The organism is Pseudomonas sp. GW821-FHT02A11 (assembly GCF_059421985.1).
On sequence record NZ_JBWKWB010000030.1, the window covers coordinates 38,043 to 57,885 of the forward strand.

The following is a 19,843-nucleotide window of genomic DNA, read 5'->3' on the forward strand; positions in this document are numbered from 1 at the left end:
TTATACCGCCTTGTTAACGATCAGGCCCAGACGACGCAGGGCCAGCGCCAGAGCGTCGGCCAGGTTGGCTTTGGTCACGACACCCTGCAAATCGAGCCCCAGGTGCACGATGGTCTGGGCGATCTGCGGACGCACGCCGCTGATGATGCAGTCAGCACCCATCAGGCGAATGGCGGTCACGGTTTTCAAAAGATGTTGGGCCACGAGTGTGTCAACGGTCGGCACACCGGTGATGTCGATAATGGCGATTTCCGAGCCGGTGTCGACGATGCGTTGCAGCAGCGACTCCATCACCACTTGAGTGCGTTGCGAATCGAGGGTACCGATCATCGGCAGCGCCAGCACGCCGTCCCACAGCTTGACCACCGGTGTCGACAGCTCCAGCAGTTCTTCCTGCTGACGTTTGATCACCGATTCACGGGATTTCTGGAAGGTACGGATGGTGTGCAGGCCCAACACGTCCAGCAGTTGCGAGACTTCCCACAGCTGCTCGGCCAGCATTGCCGGCTGTTCGGCGTATACCTGTTGCAGCAGCTCGAACAATGGGCCTTTGAGGGCGAAGATGAAATTGGCGGTCTGCTGCGAATCCTGTCCGGCCAGCGCGCGCTGGTGGGAGAGCTTTTCCAGAAACTGGCGGGGTTCTTCCCATTCCGAAGTGGTGATGCTTTGCGAAGCGCCTTTTTCCAACACTGAGTTGAGCAGGCGCAGGAATTCGCGGGTTTGCTGATCGACATCCTCAGCTTTCAGATTGCGCGTGGCCCCGCTGGCTTCCAGGTCCGAGCGCCAACTCGTTGCGAGTTGAGCTTCAGTTCGTTTGAGGGCGTCCAGAGTGGTTTGCTGCAGTACTGCCATGGGGCGGGCTCCTGAGTAAAGTGCATGTCGTATTCAATGCCAGTGTGCGACGACAGGCAGACATACGAATAGGGCGCCAGCGTTGATTCCGAATAGTCGGAATCGTTCTCTGACACCTTGAAAAGAAAGCATTTTTTATCAATGCGAATTGGGACGACGAAATACCCTTCACCGCATCTGGTGTCAAGGTAACATCATCGCGCATCAAAGGTTCCACTGGAAGTGTAGATAATTGACGCTCTCACGCACAGGTTGATGTCGGCGTGAATCTCAAGCGCTACCGAACATAGCGAAGAAGCTCGGTGGAGAGCCAAACGGCGTGGCGCGGGTGCGCAAGTCGTAACGCAGTTCGGCCACCCGTTCAGCCAGCGCGCGCACGCTGGTGAGGCGGGCAAAATTCGCTCCCACAGGAAACGCGCTCGCCGCAAACCATCGATTCGTTCCCAGGGCCTACGCATCTCCATCGCCTGAACCATTGTTGGCGAATGAATTCGCTCCCACAGGCCCCCGGCGAACTTTGGGTGCGCTCCCATTCCCGCTGTTGACCTTCGGGCTCAAGGGACAACCCTAAAACGCCATGTCCGTCGTCTGCGCATAAATCGAAAACGCGCCCAGCAAAAACCAGAACACACTGAACAACCAGGGCGTACGCATCGAAAACAACAGCGACTTGCGATACCCCTTCTCACTCGACTCATGCTCACAAAACAACGGCGAATCATCGTATGCCAGCCCCATCGCTGGCTGACTGTGCAACAACTGACTCTGCTTGAAATGCCAATGATCGATAATCTCGTACGCCGCTCGAATTCCCGGCCACGCGTGCATCGAACTGATCAACCCCAACAATGTCAGAAACGGCGGTACCACCAGGGTAAACAGCTTGCCCCACTCAGGATTCAGATTGGCCATCGACGAAGCAAACGCAATCACCAGAAACGACTGCGCAGACAAATAGGCGTTGGTACGGTTGGACAGAATAGCCGTCTCGTACTGAATTTCCTTGCGATAGAAATCCAGCCGGTCCTTGGGGGTGCCAAACAGCAGCGAGTCTGCCGTCTGCGTTTCGGATATCGGCGAACTGCTGGTGATAATCGAAGGTGTCACAGGGTCAGGGTTCAAAACCGCCTCTTCACGACAGGGCCCGACAAGTGCGAGCGATATCGCTTAGAGGCGTAAGCCTAGCGAGCGTGCCGTGAACATGACCAGCGGTTGCGCAACGCTCTACTTCAGTTGGCCCGACGCCCTCGACATGCAGCGCACCCGGCGCTCTTCCACGCGCTGGGCGAACCAGGCAGTGGTCAGCTTGCGGGTGATCTTCGGGCTTTGCAGCACGATGCCGGGAAGAATGGCCCGAGGCAGTGGCTTGCCCGCGGCCTTGTCGGCCAGGGTGAAGACCTGCTTGTAAAGATCGGTGTCTTCGAATTCCTGGGTTTCGCCCTTCTCCAGCGCGCTACGGATGGTCGGATTGCGCATGCCCAACTGCGTATGCAGGCTGCGCACCGCCAGTTCCGTCTGCCCCAGCGACGGGCCGAAGCCGTAATTGATCAGATCCCCGTCCATTGCCAGGCGCCTGCCTGACAAACGCGCGACCGCGCTCTGAAAGGCCGCATTGCGACTGGCGTACCAGCCAGCGTTGAAGTCGGCGAAGCGGTAGATCGGTCTGTCGTAGCTCACCGGGTAGCCGAGCAGATGGGCGATGCCGAAATACATGCCGCCACGACGGGAGAACACCTCGTGGCGAATAGAGCGTTCAACCGGGTATGGGTAATCCCGCGCCTGTTTTTCGGCAAACTCGATGCTGACCTGCATCGGCCCTGCGGTGTGCACCGGGTTGAAGTTGCCGAACAGCGTGCGGCCCAGCGGCACCATGCCGATGAAGTCATCGAAAATCAGGCTCAGGTCCTTCTCGGTGCGGGCCGCGCTCAGGCGCTCGTTGTAGGTTTTGCCCGTGGGCGAGCGAATATCCAGCGCGCTGCGCACCAACAGGTTGGGGATATGTGCCTTGCTGGCACGGCGATCGATTTCATCCTGGGCGATCTTGCCCATGCCGGGCACGGCGGGGTCGACCTGGTAGCTGGATTCCTGCTCGGTGACCGCCAGCACCGAACACAGGTTCTGCACGCTAGGGTCGATCTTCTGGCTTTCGAACGCGGTATAGATGTCGGTCGCCCAACCCTGACGATCGCTGACACTGGCTGGCAACAGACGCACGATTTCGCTGCGCACCAGATCCGGCGGCGGTGGCGGCGTCTGATTGCGCTGGGCGCTACAGGCGGCCAAGAGCGTGATCAACATCAGGCTAACGGCAGAACGGGTGTGGCGAATGAGTCCGCTAACGGGCATGGGCGCTCGATCTTCAACAAAGGGGCTGCCAGCTTGGACCACGTGGCCGTTCAAGTGACTCACCCGTTAACCCCGCGCTGCTGCGACAGGCGCGCCGACGCCAAATTTGTTGCGGTATTCGCTGGGGGCAAGGCCGGTAATTTTTTTGAAGGTTGCGCGAAAGGCGGCCGGGTCCTGGTATCCCACTGTCCAGGCAATGTGATCCACCGTGCTTTGGGTGAATTCGAGCATCTCCCGCGCCTTGCCCACCCTCAGGTGCTGACAGTACTCGGTGGGTTTGAGGCCGGTCGCGGCGCGAAACCGTCGCAGAAGCGTGCGCTCCTCCAATCCTGCCCGTTGTGCCATCTCGGCTATCGACACGTCCACAGCCCCAACGCTCTGCAGCCAGTGTTGAACCTTGAGCACAGCCGCATCGCCATGGCCGAGGATCGGCGCGAAATTGCTACCGCAGGACGCGGCGCTGGCGCTGTGTTCGATGACCAGAAAACGCGCGGTGCGGGTGGCGATGCTCGGGCCCATCAGGCGATCCACCAAGCGCAGGCCCAGTTCCGACCACGCCATCAGCCCCGCCGTGGTGATGATGTCGCCTTCGTCGATGATCGGCTTGTCGGCGTGAACTTTGATCCTGGGAAAGCGCTCGCTCAAAGGCGCGGCCTGGGTCCAGTGGGTGGTGGCCGAGCGGCCGTCGAGCAGACCGGTTTGCGCCAGCACGAACGCCCCCAGACACACCGTACCAATGGTCGCGCCCGCGCCGTGTTGCGCCAAAACCCAACGAGACAACCCGTCCATCGCCTCGGTGCCGGGCAGCCCCATGATCGACGGCGGAATCAGCACCGCGGCCAACGGCCCGCTGTCGCCACCAGCCAGACTGTCGAAGACCCGCTGGGGCTCGCAGCGGCTGTCGACCTGCCAATGACTGACCCGCAAGCGCGGCAGCTGCGTGGATTGCTGCTCATCGGCCATGCGGTTGGCAACCTCGAACAGATCGGTCAACCCATGAACCGCAGCGGTCTGCGCGCCGGGGTAGATCAGCAGGCCGATCTCGGCGACTGCCCGTTCAACGCTCATTGTCAGTTTTCCCTCGCTTAATGTCGGTGCAGCCAATCCCCGCAAGCCGCGACCGGATCGATACTGAACCCATCGCCCCCCATCACACACCTGAGGAAGCAGACATGTCCAAAACAGCGCTCATCGTAGTCGATATCCAGAACGACTACTTCCCTGGCGGCAAATGGCCTTTGGTTGGCGCCGATGCCGCCGCCGACAATGCCGCGAAGATTATCCAAGCCTTCCGCCAGGCAGGCGATCCGGTGGTGCACATCCGTCACGAATTCACCAGCCCCGATGCGCCGTTTTTCGTCGCAGGCTCCGAGGGCGCGAAGCTGCACCCCAAGGTGATCAACCAGGATAAGGAAGCCGTCATCCTCAAGCACTTTCCCAACTCATTCCGCGAGACCGGATTGAAGCAGCTGCTGCATGAGCAAGGGATAGACAATCTGGTGGTCATCGGCTCCATGAGCCACATGTGCATTGATGCCACCACCCGCGCGGCGAAGGATTTGGGCTACAGCGTCAAAGTGATCCACGACGCCTGCGCCAGCCGCGATCTGCAGTTCAACGGCAGCACAGTGCCTGCCGCGCACGTGCATGCGGCATTCATGTCGGCGCTCGGTTTCGCCTACGCCGAGGTCATCTCAACCCATACATTCCTCGATTAACCCTCCCTGCGCTGCCCCCGGCTGGCCGATGATGGCGATATCAGCATCGTCATTGCCGCGCAGCCGGACCGTAATAGCGGATCAGCTTCACACACACGACCCACGGCCTTGGATTCACACCTGAGCACTTGCGCCTCCTCCTGAGTACTCCCAAGGCCGCTGACCGCGCCTTCCGGGAAAACGCCACGCTGCTTCACCCGCGCCAAAGCTTGCGATGTCATGAGACAACAACCGCATGCCGAAAGGCCCTCGCTCGCCCGCGACATCTTTTCACGCCTCCCTGAAACGGGAAGGCAAGGCGGCGGCGCTCTTGAAATTGCCTCCCGCTGGCACGCCCTGCTGCTACGGTTTTGCGTCTGCCAACAGCGACCGTAGGTCAGTCTTCACCCCCGCCCGCCAACTTTTCTGGATAATGCCGGTCCAATCGCCCCGAACACGAACCCGGGAGAATCCTGTTTGAACATTGCTGGTGTTATTTTCGATTGCGACGGCACTCTGGTGGACAGCGAACGTCTGGCTGCCGGTTTGCTGCGCGACATCTTGCAGGAACATCAGGTCTTGCTGAGCGTCGATGAAGTCCTCGCGCGCTTTCGCGGCGTGCAGTTCGCGCTGTGCATGGAGGGCCTGTGCCGGGACTTCCCCTGGTTGCCCAATATCGAGATCGTCAACAGCTTCAGGGCCCGTACCCTGCCCTTGCTACAGGCCGAACTCGAAGAAATGCCCGGCGCCGTGGAGTTCGTTCGTGGCCTCGACCTGCCCAAATGCGTGGCCTCCAACGGCCCGCGCAGCAAGATCGAAACGTGCCTGAGCACCGTCGGTTTGCTGGACGTTTTTCATGGGCTGATTGTCAGCGCCTATGAAGTCGACGCCTGGAAACCTTCACCGATCCTCATTGAACACGCCGCCGACCTGCTGGGCCTCAAACCTGAAGAATGCCTGTTGGTGGAAGACAGCATCCCGGGTGTGCAGGCGGGCCTGGGTGCGGGCGCGCAGGTAGCCGGTTATGGTGATACCGATTTCTCGGACTTCATTGACCACGCCAACTTCCATCCGGTGAAAAACTTCGGCGAACTGAAAGAATTGGTACAGCGCATCAGTTAATCACTGCGCCATCCACTCACTTGGCCCTTGTTCGTGACGACTGAACTCGATACTGTATATAAAAACAGTATCGAGAAATGTCATGCAGCTGATCGACAAGCTGAGCATCCTCGCCGACGCGGCCAAGTACGACGCTTCCTGCGCCAGCAGTGCAGCCCCCAAACGCAGCTCCGAAGGCAAATCCGGCATTGGCTCCAGCACCGGCATGGGTATTTGCCACAGCTACACGCCAGATGGGCGCTGCGTTTCGTTGCTCAAGGTGCTGCTTACCAACTTCTGTCTCTACGACTGCCAGTATTGCGTCAACCGCCGCTCCAGCGATGTGCCTCGCGCACGTTTCAGCCCTGAAGAAGTCGTCACCCTGACCCTGGATTTCTACCGCCGCAATTGCGTCAGCGGGCTGTTTCTTAGCTCCGGCATTATTCGCTCGGCCGACTACACCATGGAACAGCTGGTCAGGGTGGCCAAGCTGTTGCGCGAAGAGCATGAGTTCAGGGGTTACATCCACCTCAAGACCATCCCCGAAGCCGACCCGGCTTTGATCGAAGAAGCCGGGCGTTATGCCGATCGCCTGAGCGTGAACATCGAACTGCCCACTCAGATCGGCCTGCAGACCCTGGCCCCGGAAAAGGAAATGGGTTCCATCAAACAGGCCATGAACACCATCTACACCGGCCAGCAGACCGTGCTCAACGAACCCAGAGCGCCGCGCTTCACCCCCGCCGGGCAAAGCACGCAGATGATCGTTGGCGCCGATGCAACCGACGACAGCACCCTGCTGCACACTGCCGAATCGCTGTATGGCGATTTTCGCCTCAAGCGCGTCTATTACTCAGCGTTCAGCCCTATCCCCAACAGCCCGAAAAGCGTGCCGCTGGCTGCCCCGCCGCTGCTGCGCGAACATCGCCTGTATCAGGCTGATTTTCTCCTGCGCAGCTATGGTTACAAAGCCACCGAACTGCTTTCAGGTCCTGGCGATCTGGCCCTGGACATCGACCCGAAACTGGCCTGGGCGCTGGAGCATCGGGATGTCTTTCCGCTGGACCTGAACCGCGCGGAACCGGCGATGATCGCGCGCATTCCCGGTATTGGCATTCGCACCACGCAACGGTTGGTGGAGCTGCGTCGCCAGCGGCGCATTCGTTATGAAGACCTGATGCGCCTGCGCTGCGTGCTGGCCAAGGCCAAACCGTTCATCATCACCAGCGATTACCACCCGCGTCAGGCCGAGAGCACCAGCGTGCTGCTGCGCGAGCAATTGCGCGACCGTCCGCAGCCGCAACAAATGGCACTGTGGGCATGATCATTCTCGATTGCGACGATCTGTTCGACACCTGGCGCCAGCAGGCCCGCTGGCTGTTGAGCCACCAGATCAATCCCGATCAGGTGAGCTGGAGCGTGCGCGAGGACGCCGACCTGTTCGCCAGCGACACGCATTACCCGGAAAACCTCGGGCCGTTTCAGGCGCGGGTGCCGCTGGAGTTGCTGACATTGCTGCAAAACGCGGCGCAATATCGCGGCGAGCAACGCTGGAGCCTGCTGTATGAAGTGCTGTGGCGGGTCAGTCATGGCGATCGCACGGTGATGCTGGCCGGTGACAAACTGGGCAGCGAGCTGCATCGACGGCTCAAACAGGTCAGCCGCGAAGCCCATCACCTGCATGCCTTTTTGCGCTTCATCGCCCTGCCCGCCGACCCGGCACCCAAGGACCTGGCCGTCAAGGCTGCATTGCTGGAGATGCAGACACTGCCCGAATACGTGGCCTGGCATGAACCGGCCCACGACATTCTGCACACCGCCAGCGAGCATTTCATCGGCCGACTGGGGCGTCATCGCTGGATGATCGCCACCCCCAAGGACGCCGTGTTCTATGACGGTCAGCAGCTGATTCACAAGCGCCAATGCCCTGCAGCGTGGGAATCGTTGGCGCGTAACGCCGACGACCCTCACGGCGAGCTTTGGTTGACTTACTACAGTCATATCTTCAACCCGGCGCGGCTCAACCCCAAAGTGATGCAGGGGCATCTGCCGACGCGGTTCTGGAAAAATCTGCCCGAAGGCCCGTTGATTCCGGCGCTCATCAGTGAAGCGCGCACCGGCAAGCAACGGGATGGGCAAGCCCGGCAGATTGCCGAGCGTCGAGGCAAGGTGATTCGCGGCTAACGCGAAGCGCGTTGTTGCTACTGAATAGCTGCTAATCAATCACTGCTGATGAATGGCCGTCTGCATGCCAGCCGTGTTCATCGGCGTGCCCAATGCACTGCCGAAAAATTCCACCGCTTCGTTGCTCAGGTTGCGATGGATGTCTTCGCGGTCCACCCCGATGGCATCGGTACACAGGCCCGGTTGGGTCGCGCGTTGCATGTCATCGCAAGGTGCCATGAACACGAAGTGCCCGGCACCGGCCAGCAGTTTGAAATCCGCGACTTCCGGGAGCTTGCGCGCCAGGGCTTCGGCGTTTTTGTCGATGGCCAGCAGCTCATCACCATCGCCGCTGTAGAGCAGCACGGGCACGTGGACGTCCGACAAGGTGTTGCGGCCAAACATCAGGCCCAACGGTGCCATGAGCATCAGCGCGCCCACGCGCGGGTCAGCCTGGGCATGCAGATCGTCGCGATCGGCCAGCAGCTCGCCTTGGGTCTTGCAGGCGTCGATGTCCTGAGGCCGTTGCAGGCAGTAATTGCGCAAGCGTTGCAGGTCAGGCTGGGCGCCCGCCAGAATCAGCGCCGTCTCACCGCCCGCCGAGTAACCGATGACACCCACGCGTTTGGCGCTGATGTAAGGCGACAGCATCGGATCGAGCAATGCCGCGCTGATGGCTTCGGAAATCTGCAACGGTCGGCCGTACAGGTTGCTCAGGCTGCCGAGGCGACTGTGGTCCAGGTAGTTGTCACCAGGATGGAACACCGCGACGACGACAAACCCCCTGCGCGCCAAGGATGTCGCCAGGTCGTGCTGGGCCAGTGGCGTGCCGTAATTGCCGTGGGAAAGCATCAGCAGCGGGAAGCGGCCCATGGCGATGGCGGCGTCTTCGCTGGCTTCAATGGGGTAGCCCTGAACGCGGGTGACTTTGTCCGGGTCCGTGGAAGGATAAAAGGCGTAGGCGTGCATGGGCTGCGAATCCAGCGGATCGAGGAAGGTCAGCTCGTGAAAGCCCACGCTCCAGTTGTGCCGTTCACTGGCCTGCACCGAAAACAGGCTGCCAAGAAGGCTGATTACCATCACTGCACAAAGACGCATCATTGCAATGCCCCTCACCCATTCGATCCGTGTCATCCGATTCAGGCCAATACGGCCTGAATTCCTTGTAAACCGTCGGCTGTAGTTATCTGACAGGAGAGTCTCGATAACATTCAGCAAGGTTCTTAGATCAATAGTGCACAAGACGGGCCAAACTCGAAAAATTCCAGGGCATTGGCCGGACATCACGCAGGGTTGGCCGAATGTGCGGCTATTTTACTGTGTTGATCGTCAGGTTACCCGCAAAGAAATCGCAAAGGCTGTCGGGTGGCTGAACGCTTGTCTGTAAACGCCCCCAGCAAGACGAAAGCCCCGTCACCCTTCGGCTCAACGCTTGGGGTTACGGGGCTTTCAGTGTCACGGTTCGCGACAAACGCGCCGATCAACGGCGCATTGCAGGCAATCAGGCGAACAGGGTTTCGTCGATCTGCTTCTGCGCTGCGGTCAGAGCGTTGGCGCGCGGCTCGTCACCATAGGCCAGGCCATGAGCGAAGACGAACTGCAGGTCGGTGACGCCAATGAAACCGAACAGCACCTTGAGCAGGTCTTCGTGACCGACGCTGGTGGGCTGGCCGACATGCAAGCCACCGGCGGTGGAAACGATGATCACTTTCTTGCCCTTGCACAGGCCTTCAGGGCCGGTTTCGGTGTAGCGGAAGGTGCGACCGGCAACGGTGATGCGGTCGATCCAGGCCTTGAGCTGGCTTGGAATGGTGAAGTTGTACATCGGGGCGCCGATGACCACGACGTCCGACGACAGGAATTCCTGCAGCGTGGCTTCGTTGGTTTCCACTTCCAGTTTCTGCGCCGCATCGCGACCTTCAGCCGGAGTGCCCGCAGCAGCCAGGGTGGCGCCGGAGAAGTGGTTCAGCGCATCGTTGGCCAGGTCGCGGTAAACCACTTCAGTCCCCGGCTGGGTCGCGGTGAAGGATTGAACGACGCTGCGGCTCAGTTGGCGCGAAGCGGAGTGATCGCCGAGGATGCTGGAATCGATGTGCAGAAGTTTCATGAGGGGCTTCCCAAGTGAGCGTCGCCCTTAGGCGACAAGATGGGATCATCCTACCCTGCAACCGAATCGCTGATTAGTCAGCAAAAATGCGATTGTTCGTTCTATTAACAGGACAATCGCAGATTCAGGGTAGGCCGTGGCCCGCGAATCAGCTGCGATTCAACTCCTCGACCAACACCTTGTTGAACCCCGCCGGGTCCTCCATCTGTGGTGCGTGCCCCTTGCCGGGGAATTCGATCAGTTTGGCGCCTGGAATCAAAGCCGCCGCCTGTTTACCGAGCACGTTGTAATGACCGATCCTGGCTTTCACGTCTGGCGGAGCAATGTCGCTGCCAATGGCGGTGGTGTCGGCGTCACCGATGAGCAACAGCGTCGGCACCTTGAGTTTCGGCAATTCGTAGAACACCGGCTGGGTGAAAATCATGTCGTAGATCAGCGCCGAGTTCCACGCGACGACCTGGTGCCCCGGCCCCTGGTTGAGCCCGGCCAGCATGTCGACCCAGCGATCGTACTCCGGCTTCCAGCGCCCGGCGTAATAGGTGCTCTGCTCGTATTTGCGGATGCCGTCGGCATTCAGCTTGAGCTCACGCTCGTACCATTGATCGACGCTGCGCCATGGCACGCCCAGGGCTTTCCAGTCTTCCAGGCCAATGGGGTTGACCAGTACCAACTTGCCAGTCTGCTCGGGGAACAGCAGCGCATAACGGGTCGCGAGCATGCCGCCCGTGGAATGGCCGATGATGTCGGCGCGGGTGACGCCAAGGCTGGCCAGCAGCGCATGGGTGTTGGTGGCGAGTTGCTGGAAGCTGTACTGATAGCTGTCGGGCTTGGTGGAGGTACAGAATCCCACCTGATCCGGCACCACAACGCGATACCCCGCCGCGCTCAGCGCCTTGATGCTGTCCTCCCAGGTCGCGCCGCAGAAATTCTTGCCATGCATCAGCACAGCCGTGCGGCCATTGGCCTTGCCGGTGGGTTTGACGTCCATGTAGCCCATCTGCAGGGACTTGCCCTGGGAGTCGAACGGGAACCGCTGCACGGGATACGGGTACGCGAAGCCTTGCAACTCCTGGCCATAACCTGCCTCGGGCGCTGGCGTGTCGGCCAAAGCCATGAGCGGGAGCAGACAAGACAATGCGAGAGCGGAACGTTTGATGAGGTGCACGGGAGGCTCCTGGAAATCCGGAAACGCAGACTGTAGCATCCAGCGCCTGCCACAGCCGCTTGGGTCGCGCATAGCAACTATGCGGGCGGCTGATCCAGCGAAGGTTGCCCCCATCAAACATCCCGTTAGCCTGCGAAGGGAATCAAAACCATCAGGCAATAAAAAACCCGCCTGAGCGGGTTCTTTGCTATCAACACCATTCCAACATCCTGTCGGCGGCGCTCTTGGCCAATGGCAGATCATCCTTGATCTCTGAAGCGCATCCAGCGCTTCAGTCGATGGATCCAATCTACGACTTGCGCGCCGGGGTGTATACGGCGACTTTGCGCTACAACGTGTAAGCCTTTGGCTATAGCTATAGCCTGCCGTGGACCTGCGCGGCAAGCGCTATACCCAAGGCGAGTCAGGTCACATAATGTTTCGCCCTCCACCTTCTGATCCAAAGGCCTTTGCACACGTGCCCATCGGTGACCCGCGACACCTGTCCGACCTGTATTACTTCGCCCAAGTTGTCGAATGGGGCGGTTTCGCGGCGGCAGGCCGAGCGCTCGGCATTCCCAAATCACGCCTGTCGCGGCGGATAGCCGAGCTGGAAACGCGCCTGAACGCCAGCCTCTTGCAGCGCACCACGCGCAAACTGGCGCTGACGGCGGTGGGCGAACGTTATCTGCAGCACTGCCAGGCGATGCTGCTGGAAGCAGAGATGGCCGATGAGGCCGTGGCGTCGCTCTCCGCCGAGCCTCGCGGGCGCTTGCGGGTGTCCTGCCCACTGGGCATGACGCATTGGAACCTGAGCGATGTGGTGACGCAGTTTCTGGTGCGCTATCCCCAGGTGCAGCTGGAGCTGGTGCTGGTGAACCGACGGGTGGATCTGGTCAACGAGGGCATCGATGTCGCGCTACGCGTGCGTGATATCGGCGATGAAGACCCGAGCCTGATCGTGCGGCACCTGTCGCCGGCCGAAGCCGTCCTGGTGGCGTCTCCCGCGCTGATCGCCGACAAGGACATTCGCCGCCCGGAAGATCTCGGCGGGTTGCCGGTACTGGGCGCCATCGAAGCGGATCGCAAGGTGCATTACCAGTTGGTGCACAAAGATGGGCGACGTCAGGAAGTGATCTTCGACGCCCGGTTGGCCATCGATGACTTTCCTATCCGCAGAGCGGCGGCGATCGCCGGCCTGGGCATTACCATGCTGCCGATCATGAACTGCCGCGATGCACTGGCCGACGGCAGCCTGGTGCGCGTGCTGCCAGACTGGTCAATGCCCAGCGGCAACTTGCAGGCGGCCTACACCCAGCGGCGCGGCACATTGCCTGCGGTGCGGGCGTGGATCGATCACGTTGCAGCGGAATTCGCGCCTGTACAGCCCTGAAATTAAAAACCAGAGGTCTGATTCATTCATTTGAACGAACTCAAAAGCGCTAAGCGCACGCGGGAGTGGGCCACGCATTTCTGTTAAAACGTCTCACCCGCCAGTCGCCATTTTCAACAGGAAGCCCCATGGATATCGAGGACGTTGCCGCTTTTTGCCTGACGCTGCCGGGCGCGAGGGAGGATTACAAATGGGGAGGCGTGCGGGTGTTCTCCATCGCCGAGACCAAGATGTTCGCGGTGATGGGGTTGGCGGGCAACGACCTCTCATTCAAGGTCGGGCCCGAGCTGTTTCTGGGTTATGTCGATCGCCCTGGCGTGCGCCCTGCCCCGTATCTGGCTCGCGCGCACTGGATCACCCTTACCTACCCATTCGCCATGGGCGATGAAGAACTGCGCGACCTGCTGACCCGCTCCCATCAACAGGTGGTGAGCAAACTGCCGAAGATCCGCCAAGTGGCACTCAAGCTCTGAGCGCCACCTGCGGATCAGTACAAATGCCGGGCAATGAAATTGCCGCCCAGCAGCACGCGGTCGATCCAGAACAACTGGTGCCCGGCCACGATCAGCCAGAACACCAGCTGATAGGACACCTTGCGGGTCTTGTGCCTGAACACTTGCTGAGCGACCAGCGCACCGGGCCAGCCGCCCGCCATTTCGACGGCATGCAGGACGTTCTCCGATACCCGCTGCCCCTGATTCCGTGCCTGCTTCTTGTCGTAGCCGTACAGCACGAACACCGCGAGGCTCGGCAGCGCATACACCGCCAGCGCCAGCCATGACCCGCCGCGCAGGCCGATAGCGATCACGCCGTACAGCGGCAAGGCACACAAGAGGACGAGCATCGCCAGCTTGAAAGTGAGCAGCCGCACCGGGGACCTCTCGGCGCAGCGCTCAGGCGGGGCTCTGAAGCGCTGATTCATCCCTGCACGCTGGTCCAGTCCACCCAACCGAACACCCAGGTGGCGAGGATCAACAGGCCGAAGGCGATGCGATACCAGGCGAACACAGCGTAACTGTGGGTTGCGATGAACTTGAGCAACGCGCGCACCGCAATCATCGCGAAGATGAACGAGGTGATGAAGCCCACGGCGAACACGGCAAAATCGTCAGGCTGAAACAGGTTGCGGTACTTGTAACCGGAGTACAGCGAAGCGGCGATCATGGTCGGCATGGCCAGGAAGAACGAGAACTCGGTCGCTGTCTTGCGCGACAGGCCGAACAGCAGGCCGCCAATGATCGTCGAGCCCGAACGCGAGGTGCCGGGGATCATTGCCAGGCACTGCGCGAAGCCGACTTTCAAGGCATCGGCCCAGGTCATCTCGTCGACGGTCTGGGCATGCACCTCATGCTCGCGGCGCTCGGCCCAGAGCATGATGAAACCGCCGACGACCAGCGCAGCCGCCACCGTGATCGGGTTGAACAGGTATTCGTGAATCAGGTCGGAGAACATCACCCCCAGCACCACCGCCGGCAGCACGCCGATGATCAGGTTCACCGTGAAGCGTCTGGCCTTGGGTTGGGTCGGCAGCCCCGTGACGACCTCGAAGATCTTGCGCCGGAATTCCCACATCACCGCCAGGATCGCCCCCAGCTGAATGATGATGTTGAACGCCATGGCCCGTTCGCCGCCAAAGCCGATGACATCGGCAACAATGATCTGGTGGCCCGTGCTTGAGATCGGCAAGAACTCCGTCAACCCTTCCACGACACCAAGTATCAACGCCTGTGTGGCGGTCCAAAAATCCATCATTCCCCCAGAATGGGGCCCGCTCGTGGCGAGGCCCTCTTGATATGGTTCGAGCACTGTCCGGCGCACGATAAACCGTTGAATGTAAAAAACGCATGAACAGTCAAGACATTGCGCTCAAACGCGCACGCGGCGCGATGCTACCAGACCTGTGCGACGAACGCTCTAGCCCCCCACACAGCAGCACGTTGGCCTGGATCTGTAGCGCGTTTCAGGCAGGTGTTCGCCAGGGCGCCGGTGTGCAAGAACAGACGAATCTGCTCGCCACAATCGCCCGCAAAGCGCATACAATCGCCGCCCTTATTCGCTTCCCTGCGCAGGAGTCATCATGTCCGGGCTTGAACTGTTCGCCGCAGCACTGGGCGTCATTGCCGTCTGGCTGACGGTCAAACAAAACCCGTGGTGCTGGCCGATCGGCCTGGTGATGGTGCTGCTCTACACCTGGATTTTCTACGACGTGAAGCTCTACTCGGACATGCTGCTGCAGGTTGTCTATGCCTTGTTGCAGTTGTATGGCTGGTGGCAATGGACCCGGCGTGGCGCAAGGGTCGACGGCCGCGAAGTGACATCGCTGGGCGGCGGCGCCCTGACGCTGAGCCTTGCCATAGGCGTGGTGATCAGCCTGGCGCTGGGGGCGGCGATGGCCCATTTCACCGATGCCGCACAACCCTGGCTCGACGCGGCGCTGACCGGTTTCAGCCTGGTGGCGCAAGTGTGGATGGCGCAAAAACGCTTGCAGTGCTGGCCGTTGTGGATTGTCCTGGACGTCATTTTCGTCGGTCTCTTCCTTTATAAAGCGCTGTACCTGACAGCGGCCTTGTATGCATTGTTCACCTTGCTGGCCGTGCAGGGATGGCGCGACTGGCGTGCTGACCCCGCGCTGGCGCGTTGAAGCCCGATGAACGTTCTTGTTCTGGCGGGCCCTGAATCCAGCGGCAAAAGCTGGCTGGCCGAGCAGATCCAGCAGCGCTTCGGCGGCGAGCTGGTGGGCGAATACGTTCGGCATTTCATTGATGAGCAGCAGCGTGACACCTGCTACGCCGACATCCCCGCCATCGCCCGCGGGCAACTGGCCTGGGAAGACGCCGCCCGCGCACGCGCCCCTGAGCTGCTGATTCTCGATACCCATTTGCTGAGCAACATCCTCTGGAGCCGCACCTTGTTCGGCGACTGCCCGGCGTGGCTCAATCAGGAACTGCTTGCCCGCCACTACGACCTGCATCTGCTGCTGTCGCCCCAAGGCGTGGAATGGGTGAGCGATGGCCAGCGCTGCCAGCCCCTGCTGGCCGAGCGTCAGGCATTCTTCGACGCGAGTCTGGGCTGGCTCAAGGCCAATGGTCAGCGGTATGAAGTGATCGAAGGCAGTTGGAGCTACCGCAGGGATCGAGCGTTTGAGGCGGTGGAGCGGTTGTTGACGGATTGAGTTGGCGATCGTTCCCACAGGGTGGTGCAAGCCTGCAAGATTCGTCTCACTATCTGATCTGATGCTTGTGCAATAACCGGTAAAACGTCGGCCTGGAGATGCCCAGCACCTTGGCCGCCACGCTGAGATTGTCGCTGTGACGGGTCAGTACATCGCACAACGCCTGACGCTCGGCGCGGCATTTGTAGTCATCCAGCGTGCCCATGCTCGAACTGATTTCTTCCTCGCCCAGCAGCCCCAGATCGAACGCCTCGATTTGCCTGCCCTCGGCCAGCACCAGCCCTCTGCGTACACGGTTCTCCAGCTCGCGCACGTTACCCGGCCAGTCGTGCTTGCCCATCGCAACCAGTGCGTCCTGACTGAAATTGCGCACCCGCCTGCCCGTTTCCTGACTGTAGAAATGCGCGAAATGATTGGCCAGCAAGGCCAGGTCCCCATGCCGTTCACGCAGCGGCGCCGTGCCCACCTGCAACACGTTGAGGCGGTAATAGAGATCTTCGCGAAAGTGTTTCTTGCGAATCGCTGCCTCAAGGTCAACATGGGTCGCCGCCAGAATGCGCACATCCACCGCGATACGCCCTTGCGGGGTTTCAATATGGCGCTCTTGCAGAAAGCGCAGCAGGTTGGCCTGCACATCCAGCGGCAGATCGCCAATTTCATCGAGAAACAACGTACCGCCATGGGCCGTTTCAATGCACCCGGGCTTGCGCTCATGACTGCCAGTGAGCGAATCGTCGGCTTCGCCGAACAGTTCGGCCTGCAGGCGTTGCTCGGGGATGGCGCTGCAATTGATCGACACGAACGGCTGATTGCGGCGCTGGGATTGCTGATGCAGCGTGCGCGCCACCAACTCTTTGCCGGTGCCGGTTTCGCCACGGATCAATACCGGGGATTCGGTGGGCGCCAGTTTGGTCAGCAGACGACGCAGCTCGCGGATCGGCCGGCTTTCCCCGAGCATTTCATGTTCAGGCCCGTTGCCGTAGGTCGCCCCTTGGGACCGCAACCTCGCCATGCCATAGGCACGCCCCAGGGTGACCTGCACGCGAGCGACGTCGAACGGCAAGGTATGAAAGTCGAAAAACCATTCACAGACGAAATCGCCGATCAACTCCCTGCGCAGGTCATCGGCAGTCAGCACCGCAATCCATTCGGTGTGGCTGCGGGTGATCAGGTCCTTGATCAGTTGCGGCTGCTCGAAATGCTGCGGCATCAGGCGGATCAGGCCAACGTCACACGGGCGAGACACTGCCGATTCCAGCGCGCAGGTATCAACCTCCCAGCCGGCGATGCGCAGGCCCGGGATCAAACGAAGACATTCTTCGCACGGCTCGACAATTAACAGGCGGCGGATTGATGCCGGTTCATGCATAAGGATTTCCTTGGCGCCAGGATTCGAAAGATATTCCGCAGGAAAAAACATTAAGAAACAGTGTCTTGGCGACCACGATTGTTACATTAGCAAATATTTGACACGCGCTTGGACCGTTTAACTATAAGCCTAAGATCGAAACGTGCTTAAAGATGGCAAATAAGCAGCAAACGGGTCATCAGCCGACTGAATCAATGTTGAAACACCTGTTTGCGTCAAGAAATGTCGCTTTTGGAGTGAAACCAAAGCTCGGGTATCTGTAAATAACTTGAAAAAAGTTGAAATCTCTTGTGACTTCTCCCCCGCCGCAGGTCATCAGTACAAGTATCCAACCGCACGGGAAGCCCGCCGGCGGGGACTGAACTGATACGGGCACTTGAGGACTTTCCATGAACGCCCCTTTGCGCTTTAACGATGCTTTGCTGATTGCCGGTCACGCTTTCGAACCGTTCCGCTGCGTGGCCTGGTCGGCCCAGGAGGGTAACGGCGAGCTGAGCCTGACCGTGGTTGATCGCACCAGCACCCGTATCGGTCGCAAACAGATCCCGAGCAGCGCCTATTGCGATCCGAAACAGCTGGCGCAGTTTCTGGAACAGGCCCGCGCTGAGATCAGCGACGAAGGCTACCGCCTGGAACCCTGGACCATGCCAGCCTGATCCAGGATGAGGCGTAAAACGCGACGTCTAGCGCCGGGGCAGCCTACTGCATCCCGTCGATATGCTGGTAGTACGCGCCCAACTGGCGGGCCAGTTCAGTGGCTCGCCCCAGACGGATCGGCCCGCGCTCGATGTCGATCAACACACTCGGGCAGTCGAACGGGGCAAGCGCCCGACCTTCTTTTACTCGGCCATCGGTGAGGATCAGCACCCGCTGCGACTCGGCCGGGTAACGCTTGCGGCGTTTATCGAGCCATTGGCTCGCCTGATCAATGGCCGACAACAACGGCGTACCCCCACCGGCTCCCAGAGTCTGCAGCCAGGGCTGCAACGCGGCCCCGGCTTTGAGGCCGTGATGCTGCCAGCGGGCATCGCCGCCACTGGCCGTGAGCAGGGCCAGTCGGGCACGCTGGCGATAGGCGTCGTCGAACAGTTGCGCCAGCAATCCCTTGGCCTGACTCAGTGCCTGATGGCGACGGGTCGAGGCCGACGCGTCGACGATCACCAGCCACAGCGTCTGTTCACGTCGCGTACGGGGCTGGCGAACCAGATCGGCGCGACGCTGCGGGCGCCCTTTTAATAAGGTAGGCGCCCAGGCGATAGCGCCTTCGAACCCGGAACCTGTCGCACCGCTGTTGCCGCCCTGAAGTCTGCCCGGTCGAGGGCTGGCATCCGCCCCCGTCTGCTGAGGGCGAATGCCTAGGGCTTTTTTGGCCAGCTCGGCACTTCACGACGGGCGCCGGTGGCGACGGCCTGGGCGGGCATTTCACCCCAACTGCCCTCGCCTTGTCGGGAAGGGGTGTCGGGCGATGGCGCCGGGCTGTCCGGCTGTGAAGGCGCAGGGGATTGCGGGGCTTGCTGCTCGCGACGGCGATGGCGCAACGCGAACTCGGCCACGGCGTCGATATCTTCCAGGGCAATCGTCGACGCCCCACGCCACGCCGCATGGGCCCTCGCGGCGCGCAGCCAGACCAGATCCGCGCGCAAACCATCGACCCCGGCGGCAAAACAGCGTTCGGTAATGGTGGCCAGACTGCCGTCATCCAGTTCGATCCCCGACAGCAACCCCCGCGCCGTCTCGCAACGCGCCCTCAACTGTTGCTGCTGATCGCGCCACTGTTCGCAGAAGGCTTCAGGCGCGGCATCGAAATCCAGCCGACGGCGAATGATCTGGCCGCGCTGTTCAGGCGGGGTCTGGCCGCTCAGTGCGACGTTGAGCCCGAAGCGATCGAGCAACTGCGGGCGCAGTTCGCCTTCTTCCGGGTTCATGGTGCCGATCAGCACGAAGCGCGCCGGATGGCGATGGGAAATGCCGTCTCGCTCGACCTGATTGATGCCACTGGCGGCGACGTCCAGCAGAAGGTCCACCAAGTGGTCCGGCAGCAGATTGACCTCATCGACGTAAAGCACCCCGCCGTCGGCCTTGGCCAGCACGCCGGGAGAAAAACTCGCCCGCCCTTCGCCCAGCGCCGCGTCCAGATCCAGCGTGCCCACCAGCCGTTCTTCGGTGGCGCCCAGCGGCAGGGTGACGAACTGCCCGCTGGCCAACAGGTCCGCCAGACCTCGCGCCAAAGTGGACTTGGCCATGCCCCGAGGCCCCTCGATCAGCACCCCACCGATCTTCGGGTCGATGGCGGTGAGGCACAGCGCCAGTTTCAGCTCATCGGCGCCGACAACAGCGGCCAAGGGGAAATGAGGGGTGTCGGTCATGGTTGGGCTCTGGCTGAATAGGGTCTGTTTACGTAAAGCGGGCGTGCTACAAACTTCCTGTGGGAGATTCTATGTTTGGGGGGCAACCCCCAAACGTCTGGCAGGGTCGTAATCCTGCTTTTTCTTCAGCAAC

General features: G+C 60.8%; 22 protein-coding genes. 9 read left to right on the forward strand and 13 right to left on the reverse strand.

All coding sequences use genetic code 11. The features are described from left to right. From AC07V9_RS26480 to AC07V9_RS26500, 5 genes are all read right to left on the reverse strand, one after another. On the reverse strand, positions 1-852 hold the full coding sequence (locus AC07V9_RS26480) for an STAS domain-containing protein (protein ID WP_495018585.1): 852 nt from the start codon (positions 850-852) through the stop codon (positions 1-3). Positions 853-1,122: 270 nt separating this feature from the next. Further along, the gene (locus AC07V9_RS26485; protein ID WP_495018586.1) at positions 1,123-1,260 is read right to left on the reverse strand and encodes a hypothetical protein; all 138 of its coding nucleotides are present in this window, start codon (positions 1,258-1,260) and stop codon (positions 1,123-1,125) included. 159 nt (positions 1,261-1,419) lie between these two features. Continuing rightward, positions 1,420-1,947, reverse strand: coding sequence for a hypothetical protein (locus AC07V9_RS26490; RefSeq protein ID WP_495018603.1), 528 nt, complete (start codon positions 1,945-1,947; stop codon positions 1,420-1,422). 129 nt (positions 1,948-2,076) lie between these two features. Beyond that, positions 2,077-3,150, reverse strand: coding sequence for a DUF1615 domain-containing protein (locus AC07V9_RS26495; protein WP_495018604.1), 1,074 nt, complete (start codon positions 3,148-3,150; stop codon positions 2,077-2,079). A gap of 114 nt (positions 3,151-3,264) precedes the next feature. Next, positions 3,265-4,266, reverse strand: a complete 1,002-nt coding sequence (locus AC07V9_RS26500) for a GlxA family transcriptional regulator (protein ID WP_495018587.1) — start codon at positions 4,264-4,266, stop codon at positions 3,265-3,267. Between the two features lie 104 nt (positions 4,267-4,370). On the opposite strand from AC07V9_RS26500, the gene AC07V9_RS26505 reads away from it, so the two are divergent. The 4 genes from AC07V9_RS26505 to AC07V9_RS26520 all read left to right on the forward strand — a co-directional run bounded on the left by AC07V9_RS26505 (position 4,371) and on the right by AC07V9_RS26520 (position 8,180). Beyond that, entirely contained in the window at positions 4,371-4,916 is a 546-nt protein-coding gene (locus AC07V9_RS26505) for a cysteine hydrolase family protein (RefSeq protein ID WP_495018588.1), read from the forward strand. A gap of 456 nt (positions 4,917-5,372) precedes the next feature. Further along, positions 5,373-6,017: an HAD family hydrolase gene (locus tag AC07V9_RS26510; protein ID WP_495018589.1), complete on the forward strand. Its 645-nt coding sequence runs from the start codon at positions 5,373-5,375 to the stop codon at positions 6,015-6,017. An 82-nt stretch (positions 6,018-6,099) separates the two neighbouring features. Beyond that, complete coding sequence (locus tag AC07V9_RS26515; RefSeq protein WP_495018590.1) at positions 6,100-7,320, forward strand: putative DNA modification/repair radical SAM protein; 1,221 nt, start codon at positions 6,100-6,102, stop codon at positions 7,318-7,320. Then, on the forward strand, positions 7,317-8,180 hold the full coding sequence (locus AC07V9_RS26520) for a TIGR03915 family putative DNA repair protein (RefSeq protein WP_495018591.1): 864 nt from the start codon (positions 7,317-7,319) through the stop codon (positions 8,178-8,180). The genes AC07V9_RS26515 and AC07V9_RS26520 overlap by 4 nt, the downstream gene beginning before the upstream one ends. 39 nt (positions 8,181-8,219) lie before the next feature. Here the strand turns inward: AC07V9_RS26520 and AC07V9_RS26525 are convergent, their stop codons facing one another. The 3 genes from AC07V9_RS26525 to AC07V9_RS26535 form a co-directional block, all read right to left on the reverse strand. Further along, positions 8,220-9,260 (reverse strand): alpha/beta hydrolase family protein, encoded by a 1,041-nt coding sequence (locus AC07V9_RS26525; RefSeq protein WP_495018592.1) that lies wholly within the window; start codon positions 9,258-9,260, stop codon positions 8,220-8,222. Between the two features lie 400 nt (positions 9,261-9,660). Beyond that, complete coding sequence (locus AC07V9_RS26530; protein WP_495018593.1) at positions 9,661-10,266, reverse strand: FMN-dependent NADH-azoreductase; 606 nt, start codon at positions 10,264-10,266, stop codon at positions 9,661-9,663. A gap of 148 nt (positions 10,267-10,414) precedes the next feature. Beyond that, entirely contained in the window at positions 10,415-11,380 is a 966-nt protein-coding gene (locus AC07V9_RS26535) for an alpha/beta fold hydrolase (protein WP_495018605.1), read from the reverse strand. A 508-nt stretch (positions 11,381-11,888) separates the two neighbouring features. On the opposite strand from AC07V9_RS26535, the gene AC07V9_RS26540 reads away from it, so the two are divergent. Beyond that, positions 11,889-12,803, forward strand: a complete 915-nt coding sequence (locus tag AC07V9_RS26540) for a LysR substrate-binding domain-containing protein (protein ID WP_495018594.1) — start codon at positions 11,889-11,891, stop codon at positions 12,801-12,803. Between the two features lie 128 nt (positions 12,804-12,931). Next, positions 12,932-13,276, forward strand: coding sequence for an MmcQ/YjbR family DNA-binding protein (locus AC07V9_RS26545; protein ID WP_495018595.1), 345 nt, complete (start codon positions 12,932-12,934; stop codon positions 13,274-13,276). A gap of 14 nt (positions 13,277-13,290) precedes the next feature. Here AC07V9_RS26545 and AC07V9_RS26550 read toward each other — a convergent pair whose 3' ends face one another. Further along, positions 13,291-13,725 (reverse strand): DUF1294 domain-containing protein, encoded by a 435-nt coding sequence (locus AC07V9_RS26550; protein WP_495018596.1) that lies wholly within the window; start codon positions 13,723-13,725, stop codon positions 13,291-13,293. Continuing rightward, entirely contained in the window at positions 13,722-14,552 is an 831-nt protein-coding gene (locus tag AC07V9_RS26555; RefSeq protein ID WP_495018597.1) for an undecaprenyl-diphosphate phosphatase, read from the reverse strand. Before AC07V9_RS26555 ends, AC07V9_RS26550 begins: the two co-directional genes overlap by 4 nt. Positions 14,553-14,880: 328 nt before the next feature. Between AC07V9_RS26555 and pnuC the strand changes: the two genes are divergently transcribed. After that, complete coding sequence (gene pnuC, locus AC07V9_RS26560) at positions 14,881-15,444, forward strand: nicotinamide riboside transporter PnuC (protein WP_495018598.1); 564 nt, start codon at positions 14,881-14,883, stop codon at positions 15,442-15,444. A gap of 6 nt (positions 15,445-15,450) precedes the next feature. Next, positions 15,451-15,975, forward strand: a complete 525-nt coding sequence (locus AC07V9_RS26565) for an AAA family ATPase (protein WP_495018599.1) — start codon at positions 15,451-15,453, stop codon at positions 15,973-15,975. 49 nt (positions 15,976-16,024) lie between these two features. Here the strand turns inward: AC07V9_RS26565 and AC07V9_RS26570 are convergent, their stop codons facing one another. Continuing rightward, positions 16,025-17,344, reverse strand: a complete 1,320-nt coding sequence (locus AC07V9_RS26570) for a sigma-54-dependent transcriptional regulator (RefSeq protein WP_495018600.1) — start codon at positions 17,342-17,344, stop codon at positions 16,025-16,027. Positions 17,345-17,733: 389 nt separating this feature from the next. Between AC07V9_RS26570 and AC07V9_RS26575 the strand changes: the two genes are divergently transcribed. Further along, positions 17,734-18,000, forward strand: coding sequence for a hypothetical protein (locus AC07V9_RS26575; RefSeq protein WP_495018601.1), 267 nt, complete (start codon positions 17,734-17,736; stop codon positions 17,998-18,000). A gap of 43 nt (positions 18,001-18,043) precedes the next feature. On the opposite strand, the gene AC07V9_RS26580 is transcribed toward AC07V9_RS26575, so the two are convergent. Then, positions 18,044-18,601 (reverse strand): vWA domain-containing protein, encoded by a 558-nt coding sequence (locus AC07V9_RS26580; RefSeq protein WP_495018606.1) that lies wholly within the window; start codon positions 18,599-18,601, stop codon positions 18,044-18,046. Between the two features lie 98 nt (positions 18,602-18,699). Continuing rightward, entirely contained in the window at positions 18,700-19,710 is a 1,011-nt protein-coding gene (locus AC07V9_RS26585) for a magnesium chelatase ATPase subunit I (RefSeq protein WP_495018602.1), read from the reverse strand. Positions 19,711-19,843 lie beyond the last annotated feature (133 nt).

Bases quoted from the DNA above. Each gene is read 5' to 3' on its own strand.
- AC07V9_RS26570 (WP_495018600.1), bottom strand. From the start codon at position 17,344: ATGCATGAACCGGCATCAATCCGCCGCCTGTTAATTGTCGAGCCGTGC.
- AC07V9_RS26505 (WP_495018588.1), top strand. From the start codon at position 4,371: ATGTCCAAAACAGCGCTCATCGTAGTCGATATCCAGAACGACTACTTC.
- AC07V9_RS26480 (WP_495018585.1), bottom strand. From the start codon at position 852: ATGGCAGTACTGCAGCAAACCACTCTGGACGCCCTCAAACGAACTGAA.
- AC07V9_RS26525 (WP_495018592.1), bottom strand. From the start codon at position 9,260: ATGATGCGTCTTTGTGCAGTGATGGTAATCAGCCTTCTTGGCAGCCTG.
- AC07V9_RS26500 (WP_495018587.1), bottom strand. From the start codon at position 4,266: ATGAGCGTTGAACGGGCAGTCGCCGAGATCGGCCTGCTGATCTACCCC.
- AC07V9_RS26585 (WP_495018602.1), bottom strand. From the start codon at position 19,710: ATGACCGACACCCCTCATTTCCCCTTGGCCGCTGTTGTCGGCGCCGAT.
- AC07V9_RS26565 (WP_495018599.1), top strand. From the start codon at position 15,451: ATGAACGTTCTTGTTCTGGCGGGCCCTGAATCCAGCGGCAAAAGCTGG.
- AC07V9_RS26495 (WP_495018604.1), bottom strand. From the start codon at position 3,150: ATGTTGATCACGCTCTTGGCCGCCTGTAGCGCCCAGCGCAATCAGACG.
- AC07V9_RS26520 (WP_495018591.1), top strand. From the start codon at position 7,317: ATGATCATTCTCGATTGCGACGATCTGTTCGACACCTGGCGCCAGCAG.
- AC07V9_RS26515 (WP_495018590.1), top strand. From the start codon at position 6,100: ATGCAGCTGATCGACAAGCTGAGCATCCTCGCCGACGCGGCCAAGTAC.
- AC07V9_RS26555 (WP_495018597.1), bottom strand. From the start codon at position 14,552: ATGGATTTTTGGACCGCCACACAGGCGTTGATACTTGGTGTCGTGGAA.
- AC07V9_RS26530 (WP_495018593.1), bottom strand. From the start codon at position 10,266: ATGAAACTTCTGCACATCGATTCCAGCATCCTCGGCGATCACTCCGCT.
- AC07V9_RS26535 (WP_495018605.1), bottom strand. From the start codon at position 11,380: ATGGCTTTGGCCGACACGCCAGCGCCCGAGGCAGGTTATGGCCAGGAG.
- pnuC (WP_495018598.1), top strand. From the start codon at position 14,881: ATGTCCGGGCTTGAACTGTTCGCCGCAGCACTGGGCGTCATTGCCGTC.
- AC07V9_RS26550 (WP_495018596.1), bottom strand. From the start codon at position 13,725: ATGAATCAGCGCTTCAGAGCCCCGCCTGAGCGCTGCGCCGAGAGGTCC.
- AC07V9_RS26545 (WP_495018595.1), top strand. From the start codon at position 12,932: ATGGATATCGAGGACGTTGCCGCTTTTTGCCTGACGCTGCCGGGCGCG.
- AC07V9_RS26575 (WP_495018601.1), top strand. From the start codon at position 17,734: ATGAACGCCCCTTTGCGCTTTAACGATGCTTTGCTGATTGCCGGTCAC.